The sequence below is a fragment of the Cellvibrio sp. UBA7671 genome, from assembly GCA_002483145.1.
Classification (GTDB): Bacteria; Pseudomonadota; Gammaproteobacteria; order Pseudomonadales; family Cellvibrionaceae; genus Cellvibrio; species Cellvibrio fibrivorans.
In genome coordinates, this window is the sequence record DLHJ01000019.1 from 240563 (window position 1) to 257234 (window position 16672).

Here is a 16672-nt window from a genome sequence, read left to right on the forward strand (position 1 = left end):
GAGTTAGAAAATGACTGTCGCAAAAAAAATGCTGCTGTTGGTGGCTACTGCATTGCTGGGAATTATTATTCTGGCTGGTGCTGCGCAAGTGCAAATCAATACTGTCTTTGAGCAGACGAATTACAGTAACGAAAATGTTATTCCCAGTATGCACTTATTATCGGAAATACAAAACAATGTATACCGTACGCGTATCCGCCTTAATCGTCACATTCTCAATACCGATACCACTCAATCGGAAAAGCTTGAAGCAAGTATGAATGATGCAATTGCCAAGGTTAGAGAGGGATTTAAAGAATATGAAACCATGCTTGCTGATGAAAAAGACCGTAAGCTATTGGAAGAAAATATTAAGAGTTTTGATCGTTACCTATCACATGTTCCTGCAATCTTAGCCGCTTCAGAAAAAAATCAATTGGAGGTGGCTCGGGATTTGTTAGAGGTTGCAACACCCGATGCATTGGCAGCGTCTGCAGCAATTGAAAATCATGCTGTTTACAATATGGAGATAGCAGAAAATTCCAAAAATCTGGCGTTAGCTACTAAATCACAGGCAACGACTTATTCCATCATTATCTCTGTGGTTACTTTATTGGCAATTGCTGCAATTGGTTTTTTCATTGCGCGGAATCTACTGCGCCAATTGGGTGGTGAGCCAGACTATGCCGCTGCTGTTGTAGCAAAAATCGCCGAGGGTGATTTAACTGTGCAAGTGAATACCAGACAAGGTGATAGCTCCAGCATGTTGGCGGCGATCCGCGAAATGTCCAATACCTTGTCGCAAGTGTTAGGTGAGGTGCGCAGTTCTGCCGATGCTTTGGCTTCTGCATCGGAAGAAGTCAACGCAACGGCGCAATCACTTGCAAAAGGCGCATCAGTGCAGGCCGCAAGTGTGGAGGAAACATCTGCGTCAATGGAGGAAATGTCTGCCTCCATTATGCAAAACAATGAGAACGCCAGTATCACTGACGGAATGGCCCAAAAGGCGGCTATCGATGCGGCTACTGGTGGTTCAGCAGTGGCAAGTACTGTCGAGGCTATGCAAAAAATCGCCGACCGTATTGGGGTAATAGATGACATTGCCTACCAAACAAATTTGCTCGCACTTAATGCTGCTATTGAAGCAGGGCGTGCCGGGGAACACGGGCGCGGTTTTGCAGTGGTGGCTTCAGAGGTACGCAAGTTAGCTGAGCGAAGCCAGGTTGCTGCACAGGAAATTGGTTCGCTCGCGGGTGAAACGGTAAGCAAAGCTGATAACGCGGGCAAACTCCTGCAAGAGATGGTTCCCTCGATTCGCAAGACCGCCGATTTGGTGCAAGAAATTGCGGCCGCGTCTACTGAGCAAACAGCGGGTGTTAATCAAATTAACGCTGCTATTGGTCAAGTTAGCCAAACCATGCAACAGAATGCTGCTGCTGCCGAAGAATTAAGTTCTACGTCAGAAGAACTCAGTTCACAGGCATTGCGTCTACAAGAGGCCGTGAGCTATTTCACTCTGAGTAACCAGGATTCACGCCCTTCTTATTCTCGCGCACCAAAAGCCAATGTTCAGTCTCAGCCGCAACCGCGCAAAAAAGCGGATAAGAAAATGCTGAGTGATGACGATCTGGATAAAGACTTTGTACGCTATTCCTAAGAGACAATTGCTTATTCTTTGCTAACCACAGTTAATCCGGTCGGTAAATAAAACAGGATGCCAGCTTATGTTCAGCAAACTCAGTCTAAAAGCAAAGCTTATGATTCTGACCTGCCTGATTATGCTCGGCTTGGTTGGTTTGGGTGCGTCTGCACTTTTTCAGCTACAAAAATACAACACCACGGTTGATGAAAAGCTCACACAAATCCAGATGCAATCGGATTTGCTTTCTGCTGTTGATAGTTCCTCGCTGCAGTTGCGCATCCAGATTCAAGCGTGGAAAAACATCATGATCAGTGGCAATGAAAAGTCCCAGTATGAGCGCTATTTGAAAGCGTTTAATGCGTCCACTGAAAAAGTTAAAACCAATTTAAAATCCGGTATTGCGCTGCAGGAAAAATTAGGACAAAACTCTGAGGAGCTCACTTACTTTTTGGCAGAGTACGACCGTGTGCTCGACCGGTACAATCGCGCACTGCAGCGGTTTGATTTTAATGACCCTGCTACCGGTTTGAAGGTGGATGGACGTGCGGCGGGAATTGTGTCGGCTCTGGGCGCCAATATTCTCGTGGTATCAGAGCAAATGAGCGAGCAATTTAATCAATTGGTCATCAGCACCGATGAAGAAATTGCACGCCTTTATTCCGCATCATTACGCACCTTCGGCATTATTTTATTGGTGGCCATTGCATTTATTCTCGGCGTGTTAATTTATATCTTTCGCGATCTATTCCGCACTTTGGGTGGCGAGCCTGCTTACACCGCGAGTGTGGTTAGTCAGGTAGCTGATGGCAATTTGGATGTGGCGATTGAGTTGCGCGCAGGCGATGATCGCTCACTGCTAGCCAGTGTCGATAATATGTGTAAACAACTGGGGCAAATTATTGCGGAAGTACGTTCTTCCGCAGATTCACTTTCTTCAGCGTCGGAAGAGGTGAATGCAACTGCGCAATCGCTTGCAAAAGGTGCCTCTATGCAGGCAGCCAGTGTGGAAGAAACATCAGCCTCGATGGAACAAATGGCAGCCTCAATTGCACAAAATAATGAAAATGCCCGTGTCACCGATGGGATGGCACAGAAGGCGGCGAACGATGCTGCTTCTGGTGGTGCTGCGGTGGTAGGAACTGTGGATGCAATGCAAAAAATTGCCGAGCGAATCGGTGTGATTGATGACATCGCCTACCAAACGAATTTGCTTGCGCTCAATGCGGCAATTGAAGCAGGACGCGCCGGTGAGCATGGGCGCGGGTTTGCGGTAGTTGCATCGGAAGTACGCAAATTGGCTGAGCGCAGTCAGCGAGCCGCGCAAGAAATAGGTACGCTCGCCACCGATTCAGTAAAACAAGCGGATAGTGCGGGAAAATTATTGCAAGAGGTGGTACCCGCCATTCGCAAGACTGCCGATTTAATTCAGGAAATAGCCGCGGCTTCAGGCGAGCAGACTACCGGTGTTAATCAGATCAATTTGGCAATTGGCCAAGTCAGTCAAACCCTTCAGCAAAATGCAGCGGCATCTGAAGAGTTGAGTTCAACGTCGGAAGAGATGAGTGCGCAGGCGCTGCGTTTGCAGGAGTCGATGACTTATTTCAAATTGGTTGGCGATAAACAGCGCAGGACGAATTAAATGAACTGTGCTGATAAAAGTAAATAATGATGAGTCACGCTATGGAAATGGACAGCGCAACACCTATCCCCTCAGATAAAGAGTTCCAGTTATTTCAGCAGTTAATTCAGGATAAGTTGGGGATTTTTTTACCTGCACAAAAAAAAGCGTTGTTAAGTAATCGTTTGTGGAAGCGTTTGCAGGCGTGTCAGGTTAAAGGCTTTGGCGATTATTATCGCTTGATCCAGAGCCCTCAAGGCAAAGGCGAGTTGAATATTGCGCTGGAACTGATTACTACTAACGAAACCTATTTTTTTCGCGAGCAAAAACATTTTGATTATTTGCAGGAAGAGATTCTGCCCAAATTGCGGCCGGGTACCAATTTCCGAGTGTGGAGTGCAGCCTCTTCCACCGGTGAGGAACCTTACAGTATCGCTATGGTATTGCGCGACCGCTGCCCCAGTGAATGGGAACTATTGTGTTCGGATGTAAACCGCACTGTAGTTGAACAAGCAAAAATTGGTATTTATCCAGATATGCGTGTAAAAAATATTCCACCTGAATATTTACGCCGGTTTTGCCGGAAAGGTGTTGGCCCCCAGCAAGGTAATGTGCGCGTAACTGCCGAGTTGCGCGATGCAGTGCAATTTTTTACATTGAATTTGCATGAGGATTTTCCCGATATTGGAAAATTCGATCTTGTGTTTTTGCGCAATGTATTGATTTATTTCGAGAATGACAACAAGTCAAAAATTTTGGAGCGGATTGCCGATAAATTAAATCCAGGAGGGATATTGTTTGTTGGCCATTCCGAAAGTTTGCATGGTATCAGTACCCGTTTTACGCCGGTAAAACCTGCCATTTACCGTTTGGCTGGGCGGTGAACCTATGGCCGTCGCGACGGTTATCAAACCATTGCACAGCATACATCCTGGCGAGTGGTACTTCGGTGTTGAATACGAGCGTTTGCATACCGTGTTGGGTTCCTGTGTTGCGTTAACCGCGTGGCATCCGGCACTCAAAATTGGTGGTATGTGCCATTACTTATTGGCCATTGAGCCAAATAAAAAAAATACCCCTGCGGCGGGTGGCGGGCCTAGCCAGCAGCGAATGATTGCAGGTGATTGTCGCTATGCCAATAACGCTCTGGAACAAATGAAACGCTCGATGCAAGCCTATGCTGATATGAATGAATTCCAACTCGGCATATTTGGCGGTGGCGATATGTTTGCCTACAGTACGCCAACCTCGATTGGTTTCGACAATATTGCTTATGCGCGCCAATGGCTAATACGCGAAAAGCTCAAGCCTCTCCACGTCGATGTGGGGGGCTCTATTTCCCGCTCGTTAATGTTGGTTATACCCACCGGTGAAATTCAGTTAAAACATTATCAGATGAATCAGCCTTGAATGATTGAAATAACGGTTTGATCGACAATACTTTATAAATTGCAGCATCGCCGGTGCAAGTGTTCTGGTAGCTGAGTCGATTGATACTTAAAACGCGCTGAAAAGTTGAGAGATTATGACAATTGATGTGTTGGTAGTGGATGATTCAGCGGTTGTGCGCCAAGTGCTCAGTGGCGTGCTCAATGAAGCGCCGGACATTAATGTCTATGCTACTGCGTCGGACCCCATTTTTGCCCAACAGCAAATGCAAAAAAAATGGCCCGATGTGATTTTGCTGGATATTGAAATGCCGCGCATGGACGGTTTGACTTTCTTGCGCCAGCTGATGCATGAAAAACCTACGCCAGTAATTATTTGTTCGTCGCTGGCGGAGAAGGGTGCCGAGTTGACATTACAGGCGCTCTCGGCGGGTGCTATTGATGTGATTACCAAACCGCAATTAGGCGTTAAGGATTTTTTATTGGAGGCAAAACATTTGCTCTGGCAAACCGTGCGCGGTGCAGCCGGCGCTCATGTGTCGCGTCGGGTGGCGACGGTTGATACCAAAAAAGCGGCGCCGTTAATACCTGCCTCGGATCTGGTCTCTATGACCGCCACTACCGATACGATTATCGTGATTGGTACTTCAACAGGTGGCACACAAGCGCTGGAGGAAATCCTCAGCAAAATTCCGCGCACTTGCCCAGGTATCGCTGTGGTGCAACACATGCCAGAAAAGTTTACCGCAGCCTTTGCCAAGCGTTTGGATGGTTTGTGTGAAGTGGATGTAAAAGAGGCGGAGAGTGGTGATCGCCTGATCCCCGGGCGAGTGCTCATCGCACCGGGCGGGCATCACCTCGAAGTACAGCGCTCGGGTGCCCAGTATATTGCCAAGGTATTTCGCGGCCCAAGCGTGAACCGCCACTGTCCGTCAGTCGATGTTCTGTTTCGCTCTGCTGCTCGCGCCGCCGGGCGCAATGCCATGGGCATCATCATGACGGGCATGGGGGATGATGGCGCGAGAGGGTTGTTGGAAATGCGGCAAGTTGGTTGTAGAACCATCGCGCAGGATGAGCAATCCTGTGTTGTCTTTGGCATGCCGAAAGAGGCGATTAGTCTCGGTGCCGCGAAAGAAGTTATGCCTTTATCCCAGATTCCCGCAGTATTAGGGGGCAAGGCATGAAGTCCGTTATCTCCGAATTGAGTGTATTGGTCACTGATGACAGTTTGACCCAGCGCCAGTACGCCAAAGAGTTGTGCCAGGACTTGGGTGTCAGCGATCTCCATGACGCTGCCAATGGCGTTGATGCCTTGCAGGTGCTCGAATCGCGCAGCGTAGATGTGGTGTTGATCGACCTTGAAATGCCGATTATGGATGGTGTTGAATTAATCCGTTCGATGGCGCAGAAAAAGTATGTGAGCAGCGTCATTATCCTCAGCGCTAAAGATCCCATTTTAATTGCCAGCGTCGGCACCATGGCCGAAGCAGACGGCTTGCATGTGCTTGGTACTTTTCAAAAGCCGCTCCTGCCAGATGCGCTTGAATGCAGTTTGCTGCGCTTTATCCAGGATGCAAAAAACCAGGCCGCCGAGCCCAAAGCCGCGCCCGAGAATGAAGTCACCGCGGTTGAGCTGGGGCAGGCAATTACCAATGGTGAATTGACATTGGCATTCCAACCCAAACTCACTGTGCATGGGTTGATGCTAAAAGGAGTCGAGGCTTTGGCGCGCTGGAAACATCCGCACAAAGGCACTATTTCCCCCGGTGTTTTTATCCCCTTGGCTGAGCGCCATGGCATGATTGATTCGCTTACCCGGCATCTGCTGCAGGTAGCTTTCCAGCACAAAAAAAATTGGCAAAATTACGGTTTGCGTTTCAATCTCGCGTTTAATTTGTCGCCGCTCTCACTGGCAGATTCGGATATGGTGGAGTGGTTGTGCAAGCTCACCGAAGATTACGGCATAGCGCCCGCTGACGTGACTTTTGAGATTACGGAAAATGCGCTGCTCGGAGAATTGGCAAGCGCTATCCGCACACTCGCACGCTTGCGCTTAAAAGGTTTCCATATTGCGATTGATGATTACGGCACTGGTTTTGCGAATGCGCAGCAGCTCTCGCGTGTGCCTGCAACGGAATTAAAAATTGATCGCTCATTGGTACATCGCTCTGCTGCGCGGCCGCAACAGCGGACGATTTTAGCCAGCACGGTCGATCTCGCCAAAAATCTGAATCTCACTACCGTTGCAGAAGGTGTGGAGACGGAAGAGGATTTTAAAATAATTTATGATTTAGGCGTGGATCTGGTACAGGGTTACTATTTTTCCAAACCGTTATTTCCTGATGATTTACTGGCGTTTATCAAAACTGGATTAAGCCAATTGCGCCGGCAGCATGAGCGCAAATAAACAATACAATATTGTTTGTTGACCAATCACATTAAAAAAATCCCGGCGCGTCCGGGATTTTTTTAATGCGTAAAGTTTATGGAAAAGTGATCAGGCTGGGCGCAGTGTTTGCCATGGGCCGGTAATGGCCAGTGTTAATCCCGGTTGTTGGATATTCACAAACAAGGTAGTACCGTCGGGTGAGAAACAGGCGCCGCAAAATTCACCTTTTTTCTTATGCGCATTCATCGCCAGAGTATAAATTTTCCCTTGCGGTGTCAGGCCGCGCAAGTAATTGGTGTTGTCGCGCTCACCGGAATAACTATCCTCGCACACAATTAAATCACCCCAGGGGGCGATGGTGAGGTTGTCACAACCTTCCAGATAGGCGCGATCCTGGCTTTCATAGGTCAGTTCAAGTTTGCCCGGCGCTTCATGTTCGCGCGCGGTACCCTCGTAGGGGCTGGGTTGATAGCGCCATATTTGCCCCAAGCCTTTGTTGCCGCCCGTGGTGGCAGTAAAAAATAATTCTCGCGTCTGTGGCTGCGTGTTGTCGCGCAGGGCAAAGGCGAGGCCTTCGCAGCGGGCAAAAATAGCGGCGCCCTTTGCTTGGCCACGTGCAGCTAAATCAGCCTCTGGGGCGATGACATTATCCAGGTCTATCCAGTCGCACAGGAATTCTTGTTGCATGACAACATTGCGTGCGTGGGAATCTTTTTCATCATCGCGCCAGTTGCGGGTATTGGCAGAGTGCCAATCGCGGATCACCAGCGCCTGCAGTTTGCCACCTTTGTGCAATTCGCCCGGGGTAGCAGGGATAAATCGATAAAAGAGCGCGTCCTTGGCATCTTCCGTTTGGTACACAATGCCGGTGGTGATATCGACTGCGCAGGCTTCATGGGCGAAACGCCCCATCGCAGTCAAGGGGACTGCCGCGACTAATTCAGTCGCACTGGCGGGAACCTCAAACACAAATCCGTGATCTTTGCCAAAACCCTGTTTAGTGCCATAAGTAGTCTCTTCGCAGGTGAGCCACGACCCCCAGGGTGTTGCTCCGCCTGAGCAATTGCGCGATGTACCGGCGAGGCTCAAATGGCTGCGCTCGATTTTGCCGGAGCTGTGGTTGTACAAGAGCGTGGTGGTGCCGCCATTAGCCGGTAAGCCGTTGCGATAAAAATCAAAGGCTTTATGGCCCACGCTGTTTCTCGCCCGTTTCTTATCGCCACTGAAAGCATCCACATCACCCCAGGAGGAGCTCAATTCATGGTTGCGCACCAAGACGGTCTGTGTGGGATTCATTGCAACGGGGAAGGCCGCCATACCATCGGGAGCGCCGGGCATGATCAATCCATCGCTCATGGGGTCGCCAGTGCGCGCGATGATTTGGTAGTGGAAACCGGCAGGCAAATCGATTATCTGGTGCGGGTCTTTAATGAGCGGACCATATTTATCAATGCCGTATTTGGGGTCGCGCGCATAGGCTTCAGCCCGGGCGGGCAAATGGCGAAAGGCGGCCAGGGCGATTGCAGCGGCACCTGCATTGTGTAAAAAATGACGGCGGGAGAGACTCATAATATATCCGTGAGTGTTTTTTTATTCAGATAAGATACAGCCAAATGACGGCAGCATAACGACTGGCTGGTTTACAAAGGTAAAAGCCGTCGTCTTTTGTAAAGTGAAGGTTATACTAAAATGCGCCCATTGCGAGTATCAGGCGATGAGTAGTGAGTGTTAAGAAATGAAGAATGCGTTATCCATGTTGCAGGCAGTTCATCACCTAGCCTTGATCTGTTCGGATTATGAAAAATCCAAACATTTCTATGTCACTATTTTAGGTCTGCAGGTTATTGCCGAGCATTATCGTGCGGCACGATCCTCGTGGAAGTTGGATTTGGCATTACCGGATGGCACCCAGCTGGAATTGTTTTCATTCCCCAATCCGCCCGCGCGCCCGTCGCAACCCGAAGCATGCGGTTTGCGCCACCTGGCATTTGTGGTGCGCGATCTTGACCGGACTGTTGCTTGGCTGGAATCCAATAATATTTCGGTAGAGCCTATTCGCATCGATGAATACACCTTAAAACGTTTTACGTTTTTTCAAGATCCCGATGGTTTGCCGTTGGAATTGTATGAGTTGCCGGAATAACGTTTTTTGTCCAACAATGTTGTCCAACGACCTATTTACATGAGATAAGACTGTGTTGAAAAAATGGTTGCTCGGTAGTTTATTGTTGCTCAGTGGGCTGATTAGTACTGGCATGGCTCACGCGCGCGAATTGGTCATTGCGTTTGACCATACCTTGCAAGCATCCACTTCATTGGATGCAATGGCGCGCTCGCAAATGTTGGTGCGCAATCTGGCCACGGCGGGTGTTCCACAAGCGATGTTTTTAATTAAAACCAAAGGTGCTGATCAAAAAGACAAAGCGCGTTTGGCGCTGTATAGCGATAAAGGGCATTTGCTGGTGAATGCCGGCCATGGTCATAGCCTGGTGACCAAGAGTGATCTCTATGTGTATGAAATTGGCATTATGAAAGCCAATCGCATATTGCAGGCTTATAGCGGCTATAAAAAACATGTGCACTTTTCTTATCTGCATGAATTTGGCGACGCCAACATCCAGCGTGAACTTGCGGATTTTTTGCAAGAGCGCGGCTATCGCCCTGCATTTACCGGTGTGAATGCCATGCGCGGTGTGGATCAATATCTGGATCAGTTGTACCAGAAAAAAATCCGCAGCAATCGCGCAGTGAATATGGCATCGCTGGAGGGAGCCTATATTGATCTGATCACGCAGTCGCTCGTGCAAGAGGACGCCAAAGCATTTAATGTATTGGGTTATTCTCCGCGGCAAGTGCTGGTGCTGCAGGAAAATGATTTGGCGGCGTATTTTATCGTTGCGTTGGCTGATCGTTTAGTCGCCCAGGGCTGGACTATTATCGCGGCCGAGCGCGCGATGAACGATCCTATCGCTAATCCTATTGCGGCAAATCGCTGGGGCGCAAATGGCTATTTGAATTCCATAACCCGCTTGCCTGATGAGCGCGTGGCTTATGCGCGCGTACTCGGTGAGCGTAAAACTGCAGTGGATAATTTTTTGCAAAATCGGATCCCGGGTTTTATTGAATAACATCCAGCGTTCATTGCTGTTTTATCGGTTACCTATGTATTTTTTTAAGGATTGCGAGACCACCATGTTAAAAACAATCGCGAGTGTTTTGGTTTTATCCACCGCCAGCCTGATGGCATCGCTGGCGTTTGCCCAGCAGAAATCGGTTATTTTCAAAAACGGTTTTGAAAGCGATTCCGACCATAAAAAATGGGCGCTAATATACGGTGCAAAATTTACCGGTGAGCAGGCGCGTACGGGCACTGGCGCACTGCAAATAGAGCAGGGCGAGGCATCAGTGCGTTCGCGGGTGAATTTAAGTGAGCAGGGTACGCTGGAGTTTTGGATCAAAACTTCATCGCCCGCTACCCAATACAAAATCAATGTGCTGGTAGCTGCCAACCAAAATGTAGACAGTGGTTGGGTGCAGGTTGGTCAAATTTTGGGTAATAACGATTCGGCGGAATACCATGCAAAGCGTATTTCTATTGACGACCCTGGCAAAAAATACTTGCGTCTGGATTTTGAAATTACCAATGGCCAGGTATGGATTGATGACCTGAGCGTAGAAAAAATTCTGCTGGATACGGCGCTGCAAAAAAATCAGGAAAAAGTGATTGCAGAAGTGCTGGGCAAATTACGCGATGACAAAAATTATCAGGTGCAGGCGGACGCGCTGCGTACGCTGGGTAAAAATTACGCTGCACAGATCGATGTGCAGCGCCAATATCTGGAATACGCCAATGGTATTTATTCCAGTGTGACACTGGTACTCGCCACCTCAGAGCGGGGCAAGATGGCTAACCCGCTTGGTTACCAAACCTTTAAAGGCATAGTGAGCGATGTGAAGATGGTGGCATCACCCATACAAAAGGCGCGTATGGATTCGCTGTTAAAACCCCTGGGTGATATAGCAACCGCTACCCTGAATGTAATGACCCAGGGAGCCTATGCAGCGTTCGCAGAACCCTTTAAAACCATAGTGGCAACTACCTTCGATAAAGTGGCCTATGAAAATGCCGGTGTGGATCGCAAAACACGTAAGTTTGCTGAAGAAAACGGTTTAAAAACCTTTTCCAAAGCCGAAGGTTTTCTGGGAGAAGTGGAAAAAGAATTAAACACGGTGGTTGCTCTGGACAAAGATTTAATGGATATCCAGCGTGAGGTTGATAAATTTCGCAAAGATTTGGACAAGCATTTAAAGGAATCACTGATTGCCGGTGGTATGGGACGTGGTCAGGAAAATTACAACCGTGTCATGAGTAAAGACGAAGCTATTCGCAGTGCGGCGCTGGAGGAAATCAACAGCTACTTTACGTTGCAAGCAGAGAGCTATCAAAATCATTCCAGCTCCAATACCGAGTTCGTGCAATTCATGATGAAAGCCACTGGTACTATGGAGGAAACCCAAGTGTTTAAAGAGCGCTTCAATCAAATCGCTTCGTCGGTCATTACATTTTATGACAAGTTTGATCGCTCGGTCGCGAAAGACCAAAACCCCTTCTCTGACGAAAAAGACCGCGGGCTCTGGGAATCCCACGCGGTAAAAGTCCGCACTTATATCCAGGAGTCCAAGGCCGCATTTGCTAAAGCCTATATGTAGCTTATGTCCGGCACTTTTGATTAGCGTTCAGTTATTAAAAGAGGCACCTACGGGTGCCTCTTTGTATTCTGTGCAAGAGTAATTTTACTCCCGTGCTGCAACCTGCAAGACCTATCAATAGCGGAATGAACAAGCTATGCTTCAGTGATTAAAAATAGATAAGACCAACGACAATGTTAACAACCCCCTTCCTGTCAGTAGCCATCGCTACACTCGGCCCTCGGCTGCCACAGCAAGCAAGGCAGCAGGTTTTTTCGTTGCTGTTTATCCCTCTGATCCTGATAGTGTTTATCTGCTGCACCACACCTGCGTGGGCGCAGGGACTCAATAAGGAAAAAATTACCGCCTCTTATTTGTACAACTTTGCCAAAAACATTGAGTGGCCCAATCAGGCGACCATGACCTCTTTTGATATCGCCGTCTATGGAGCAAGCTCCCCGGCATTAATGAATGAGTTGGCGGTTTTACGCGACAGGGTAAAGCTGCGCGATCTGCCGATTACCGTTAACCAGGTGAATCGAGTGGACTCACTGGCGAATTACCATCTGGTGTATGTTGAGCAGGTGAATGCGAAAATAATCGCGGATATTTACGACGAGCTTGAAGGCAAGCCGGTCTTGCTGGTTACTGATTCCTATAACAACAAGCAGCTGGTGATGATAAACCTGATCACTACAGAAAATGATCGCCTTAAGTTTGAAGTCAATAAATCCAACATCATCAACCATGGCTTAACCCCGCTGCCGGAGTTAATTTTAAACGGCGGGACTGAAATTGATGTTGCCAAACTTTACCGCGAGGGACAGGCCTCACTGGTTGCGCTGCAAAAACAATTGCGTGGCCGGGAAAAAATACTCAGTGAATTAACGGAAGCGATTAAAACGCAAGAGGAGATGACGGCGCGCCTGCAGGGACAAATGGCTGAGTTAAACCAAAATATCCACAAAAGCGATGCGTTAATTGCCGAGCAAAAAATACTCCTGCAAAACCAACAGGCACAAATCGAAACCAGTAAGCAAGAACGTGAAGCACTATTGCGAGAAGTAGAGCTGCGCACCAAAGAGTTGGACGAGCAACAGACTCATCTGCGCACTATTTTGCAGGAGATTGATACGCGCGAAAAACGTCTGACCTATTTGAATACGACGATTAAATCGCAAGAAAATACCATCCTTAAACAAAAAAATGCCATTGTCGATCTTGATGAATTAGTTGACTCACAACAAGTGGCATTGCGTTATTTGTGGGGCTCAGTGATTTTGGGAGCCTTATTAATTATCACCGTATTGTTTGCCTACACGATCAAACGCCGCGATAACCAACGTTTGGCTGCGCATAGCCAGGACTTGCAAATTGCGCGCGACCGGCTCGCGATTGCCAAGCGCAAAGCGGAAGATGCAAGCAAGGCAAAAAGTGAATTCCTGTCACTTATGAGCCACGAATTACGCACGCCGCTGCAGGCAATTATTGGTTATACCGAAGTGGTGATTGAAGAACTTAAACTGGCGGATGACGAGCATCACCTGAAAGATTTAAACCGGGTGATACTCAATAGTGAACGTTTGTTAAAACTGATCAATGGTGTGCTGGATCTGGCCAAAATTGAATCAGGCCGCATGGATCTTGATTTAACCGAAGTGAAATTGTCGAGTTTGGTCGAGGAGGCCTTGGGTACCGTTGCGCCGCTGATGGAAAAAAATGCCATACAGTTGCAGGTTGATGTTGATGATGGTGAGTCCCTGCCGGTTGCCGATCCGGAAAAATTGCTGCACATCTTGATTAACCTGTTGGGCAATGCGATTAAATTTGCTCCCAACGGCCAAGTGCGGATCAAGGCTTACCATCAACCGCAACAAATTTATATCAGTGTTGCCGACACGGGAATCGGCATTTCGAAAGAGCAGCAAGCCACCATTTTTGATCCCTTCAAACAGGCTGATTCTGGCACAACACGCAAATTCCAGGGCAGCGGTCTGGGGTTATCCATCACTCGCCAGTTGTGCGAGCTAATGGGGGGCGGAATTCGTGTTGAAAGTGACTTGGGAGCGGGCTCCAAGTTTATTGTTGAGCTGCCACTGCCGATCACTCCTACAGCGGTGCAGGCACCCAAGTCCGATGATGAGCCGCAAATATCGGTACCGGCAGCGTTGACGCCCGCTGGCGAGCAGGTGGTGATGATCGACGATGATCCGGCATTTCTGGACATCATGGCGCGCACTATTCGCGCGGAAGGCTACAACGTGCACACCGCCAGTGATGCGGAAAGTGGTTGGCGCTTAATTCAGGCGATTAAACCCGACGTGATTACGCTGGATTTATTTTTGCCTGACCAGCACGGTTGGATTTTGTTTGAGCGAATCAAAGCCGATCCCGATGTGTGCGACATTCCTGTAATTGTGATTTCCATGATTGAAGAGCGTAAGCGTTTCAATCGCCAACCGGCGGAAGAATATTTAACCAAACCGGTGAGACGCGAAACCCTTAAACACGCCATCCAGCGCCTCGCACCGCATAAAAATACTGAACCTCTATTCTAAAGTTGCATCAATCTGCTTTGCTTTCATGCAAAGGTAAACTATCTTTAAGCACTCTTAGTGCAAAAAGTGCTTAGACCCAGTTTCTTAGATGATCAGCTATCTGTCAGGTTTAATGGTTTATCGAGTGATTTTGTCAGCGGAATGACGTAGGCCCTTTTGAATAGGTTGTCATTATGCGCGTGATAAGAACACCAACGACTCCGCTTGCATTGGCTTTAGCCCTTTGGGCTGGCAGCGCTAACGCAGAAACGGGCGCACAATCCTCCTCCAGTGACTTTTACAACCTATCGCTGGCCGAACTGGGTCAGGTCGAAATTTCTATCGCTACGGGCAATAGCACACCGCTTGATCGCGCTCCAGCGACGGCAACGGTTATCTCCGCCAGTGAAATCCAAGCCATGGGTGCCCGCAATCTGAATGAAGTACTGGAAACCGTTCCGGGCTTACATGTGTCTCTCTCATCCTTAAGCCGATTGGATTCGGTGTATTCCATTCGCGGTATTCACACTGGCTTGAACCCACATGTATTGTTAATGCTGAATGGAATACCCGTCCAGTACAACGCTCAGGGTGGCCGCCCAACCTTATTTCGCTTACCTTCGGCCAGCATTGAACGAGTGGAGGTCATCCGTGGGCCAGGCTCAGCAATTTATGGTGCGGATGCGTTTTCGGGGGTGATCAATGTTATTACTAAAGATGCATCGGCAATAGATTCAACACGAGTGGGTGCAACATCCGGATCTTTTGGCACGCGCGAATTGTGGTTGGAGACGGCCGCCGATTGGCAAGCCGTGGATATTGCCTTCACTATGGCCTACCAAAAATCGGACGGTGATAGCGAGCGGAGGGTAAGTACCGATTTGCAATCCACACTCGATTCACTCTTGGGCACCAAAGCATCGCTGGCTCCCGGCAGTTTATCTACCCGTTATGAGGTACTTGACTCGCATCTGGCGTTGAGCGGCAAACAATGGCAATTTAATTTTTGGAACTGGTTATCGCGCGATGCTGGCGTCGGTGCGGGGGCTGCTCAGGTGCTTGATGCCTCAGGAAGTGACGATAGCGACTTATGGATGGCCGACTTCACTTACCGTTTTGATAACGACGATAGCGAATGGGATAAGAGCGTACGACTCAGCTATTTTCGCTATGATCAGGAATCCACATTTACGCTCTTTCCCAGCGGTGCAGTATTGCCAATTAGCAAGCAGGAGGGCAATCAGGGCAACATTGACTTTGCCCAACCTAATGCCAACTGGACGTTATTTTCTGAGGGGTTAATTGGTAAACCAGGAGGAGCAACGGAAGATGCGCAATTGGATTACGTTGCGATCTTTAAGGGCCTGGATTCTCATCAAGTGCGCGCCGCAGTGGGCGCTCGCGACCAGTCTGCAGAACCGCGCGAGCACAAAAATTTTGGTCCTGGTGTACTTACTGGATCGGAAATGATAGTCGATGGAACCTTAAAGGATGTAAGCGGCACTGAGTATGCTTTTTTGTCCAATTATTCGCGCACTATCGGTTACGTATCCCTGCAAGATGAGTGGCAGATGACAGGCAATTTGCAATTGACCAGCGGAGTGCGTTACGACCATTACTCGGATTTTGGTTCAACGACCAATCCGCGTGTCGCACTGGTGTGGGCAACTAACGAGCGCTTGACAACCAAACTTATGCATGGTCGCGCATTTCGTGCGCCTTCATTTACTGAAAAAGCCAGCAAAAATAATCCTGTGTCATTGGGGAATCCGGCTGTTGGGGCGGAGCGCATAGCAACCACAGAATTGTCATTGAATTTTTATGTATCTGAAAACGTGGGAACTAACCTGACATTATTTGATTATCGCGCGACCGATCTGATTGAGTTTGTTCCTTCCGACCTTACCAACAAAATTGCCAAAAATACGGGCGATCAAGAAGGTGATGGTTACGAGGCAGAGTTGAATTGGCGACCACTGAATAACTTTTCGTTAGCATCCAGTTACTCTTATCAAAATGCGCGTGATCAAAGCACCGGTGCCGCTGTTCAGGATGCGCCAGCAAAACAATTCAAGTTAATGTTGGACTGGGAGTTTTTACCTGATTGGCATTGGCATAACCAATATATCTGGGTGGGTGACCGCAGTCGTCGTCTGGCAGATCCAATTCTTAAAACCCCGGGTGATAACCGCGCTCCAATCGCCAATTACAGTTTGTGGGATATGAATCTGCGCAGAGCCAATGTGCTGCAAAATCTGGATTTGATGATTGCCGTGCGCAACGTTGCGGATAGAGACGCGCGTGAGCCAAGCAGTGGTGAAATTCCGGAAGATTATTTGTTGGAATCGCGCAGTGTTTTGCTGGAGCTAAGTTATAGATTCCATTGAGTGCCACCTAATTATCACTCATCTCTAATCATTGCCGGACTTT

At 48.5% G+C, this 16672-nt stretch carries 12 protein-coding genes; 11 read left to right on the forward strand and 1 reads right to left on the reverse strand.

Annotation, left to right across the window (positions count from 1 at the left end; all coding sequences use genetic code 11):
- Positions 1-10 precede the first annotated feature (10 nt).
- From B4E62_RS20060 to B4E62_RS20085, 6 genes are all read left to right on the forward strand, one after another.
- Positions 11-1636, forward strand: coding sequence for a methyl-accepting chemotaxis protein (locus tag B4E62_RS20060; protein WP_331353313.1), 1626 nt, complete (start codon positions 11-13; stop codon positions 1634-1636).
- A 100-nt stretch (positions 1637-1736) separates the two neighbouring features.
- The gene (locus B4E62_RS20065) at positions 1737-3260 is read left to right on the forward strand and encodes a methyl-accepting chemotaxis protein (protein WP_331353314.1); all 1524 of its coding nucleotides are present in this window, start codon (positions 1737-1739) and stop codon (positions 3258-3260) included.
- A gap of 41 nt (positions 3261-3301) precedes the next feature.
- Positions 3302-4123 (forward strand): CheR family methyltransferase, encoded by an 822-nt coding sequence (locus B4E62_RS20070; RefSeq protein ID WP_331353315.1) that lies wholly within the window; start codon positions 3302-3304, stop codon positions 4121-4123.
- A gap of 4 nt (positions 4124-4127) precedes the next feature.
- Positions 4128-4649, forward strand: a complete 522-nt coding sequence (locus B4E62_RS20075) for a chemotaxis protein CheD (RefSeq protein ID WP_331353316.1) — start codon at positions 4128-4130, stop codon at positions 4647-4649.
- Between the two features lie 115 nt (positions 4650-4764).
- Entirely contained in the window at positions 4765-5811 is a 1047-nt protein-coding gene (locus B4E62_RS20080; RefSeq protein ID WP_310074984.1) for a chemotaxis response regulator protein-glutamate methylesterase, read from the forward strand.
- Entirely contained in the window at positions 5808-7034 is a 1227-nt protein-coding gene (locus B4E62_RS20085; protein ID WP_331353317.1) for an EAL domain-containing response regulator, read from the forward strand. The genes B4E62_RS20080 and B4E62_RS20085 overlap by 4 nt, the downstream gene beginning before the upstream one ends.
- Before the next feature lie 90 nt (positions 7035-7124).
- Here the strand turns inward: B4E62_RS20085 and B4E62_RS20090 are convergent, their stop codons facing one another.
- Positions 7125-8585 (reverse strand): alkaline phosphatase PhoX, encoded by a 1461-nt coding sequence (locus tag B4E62_RS20090; RefSeq protein ID WP_331353318.1) that lies wholly within the window; start codon positions 8583-8585, stop codon positions 7125-7127.
- A gap of 184 nt (positions 8586-8769) precedes the next feature.
- On the opposite strand from B4E62_RS20090, the gene B4E62_RS20095 reads away from it, so the two are divergent.
- From B4E62_RS20095 to B4E62_RS20115, 5 genes are all read left to right on the forward strand, one after another.
- Complete coding sequence (locus tag B4E62_RS20095; protein ID WP_331353482.1) at positions 8770-9159, forward strand: VOC family protein; 390 nt, start codon at positions 8770-8772, stop codon at positions 9157-9159.
- Between the two features lie 52 nt (positions 9160-9211).
- Entirely contained in the window at positions 9212-10144 is a 933-nt protein-coding gene (locus B4E62_RS20100; RefSeq protein ID WP_331353319.1) for a hypothetical protein, read from the forward strand.
- 64 nt (positions 10145-10208) lie between these two features.
- Complete coding sequence (gene bdpA, locus B4E62_RS20105) at positions 10209-11726, forward strand: BAR domain-like protein A BdpA (RefSeq protein ID WP_310074975.1); 1518 nt, start codon at positions 10209-10211, stop codon at positions 11724-11726.
- A 173-nt stretch (positions 11727-11899) separates the two neighbouring features.
- Positions 11900-14263 (forward strand): YfiR/HmsC family protein, encoded by a 2364-nt coding sequence (locus tag B4E62_RS20110; RefSeq protein WP_331353320.1) that lies wholly within the window; start codon positions 11900-11902, stop codon positions 14261-14263.
- A gap of 173 nt (positions 14264-14436) precedes the next feature.
- A complete protein-coding gene (locus B4E62_RS20115) occupies positions 14437-16629 on the forward strand; it encodes a TonB-dependent receptor (RefSeq protein WP_331353321.1) in 2193 nt (730 codons plus the stop codon).
- Positions 16630-16672: the final 43 nt, after the last annotated feature.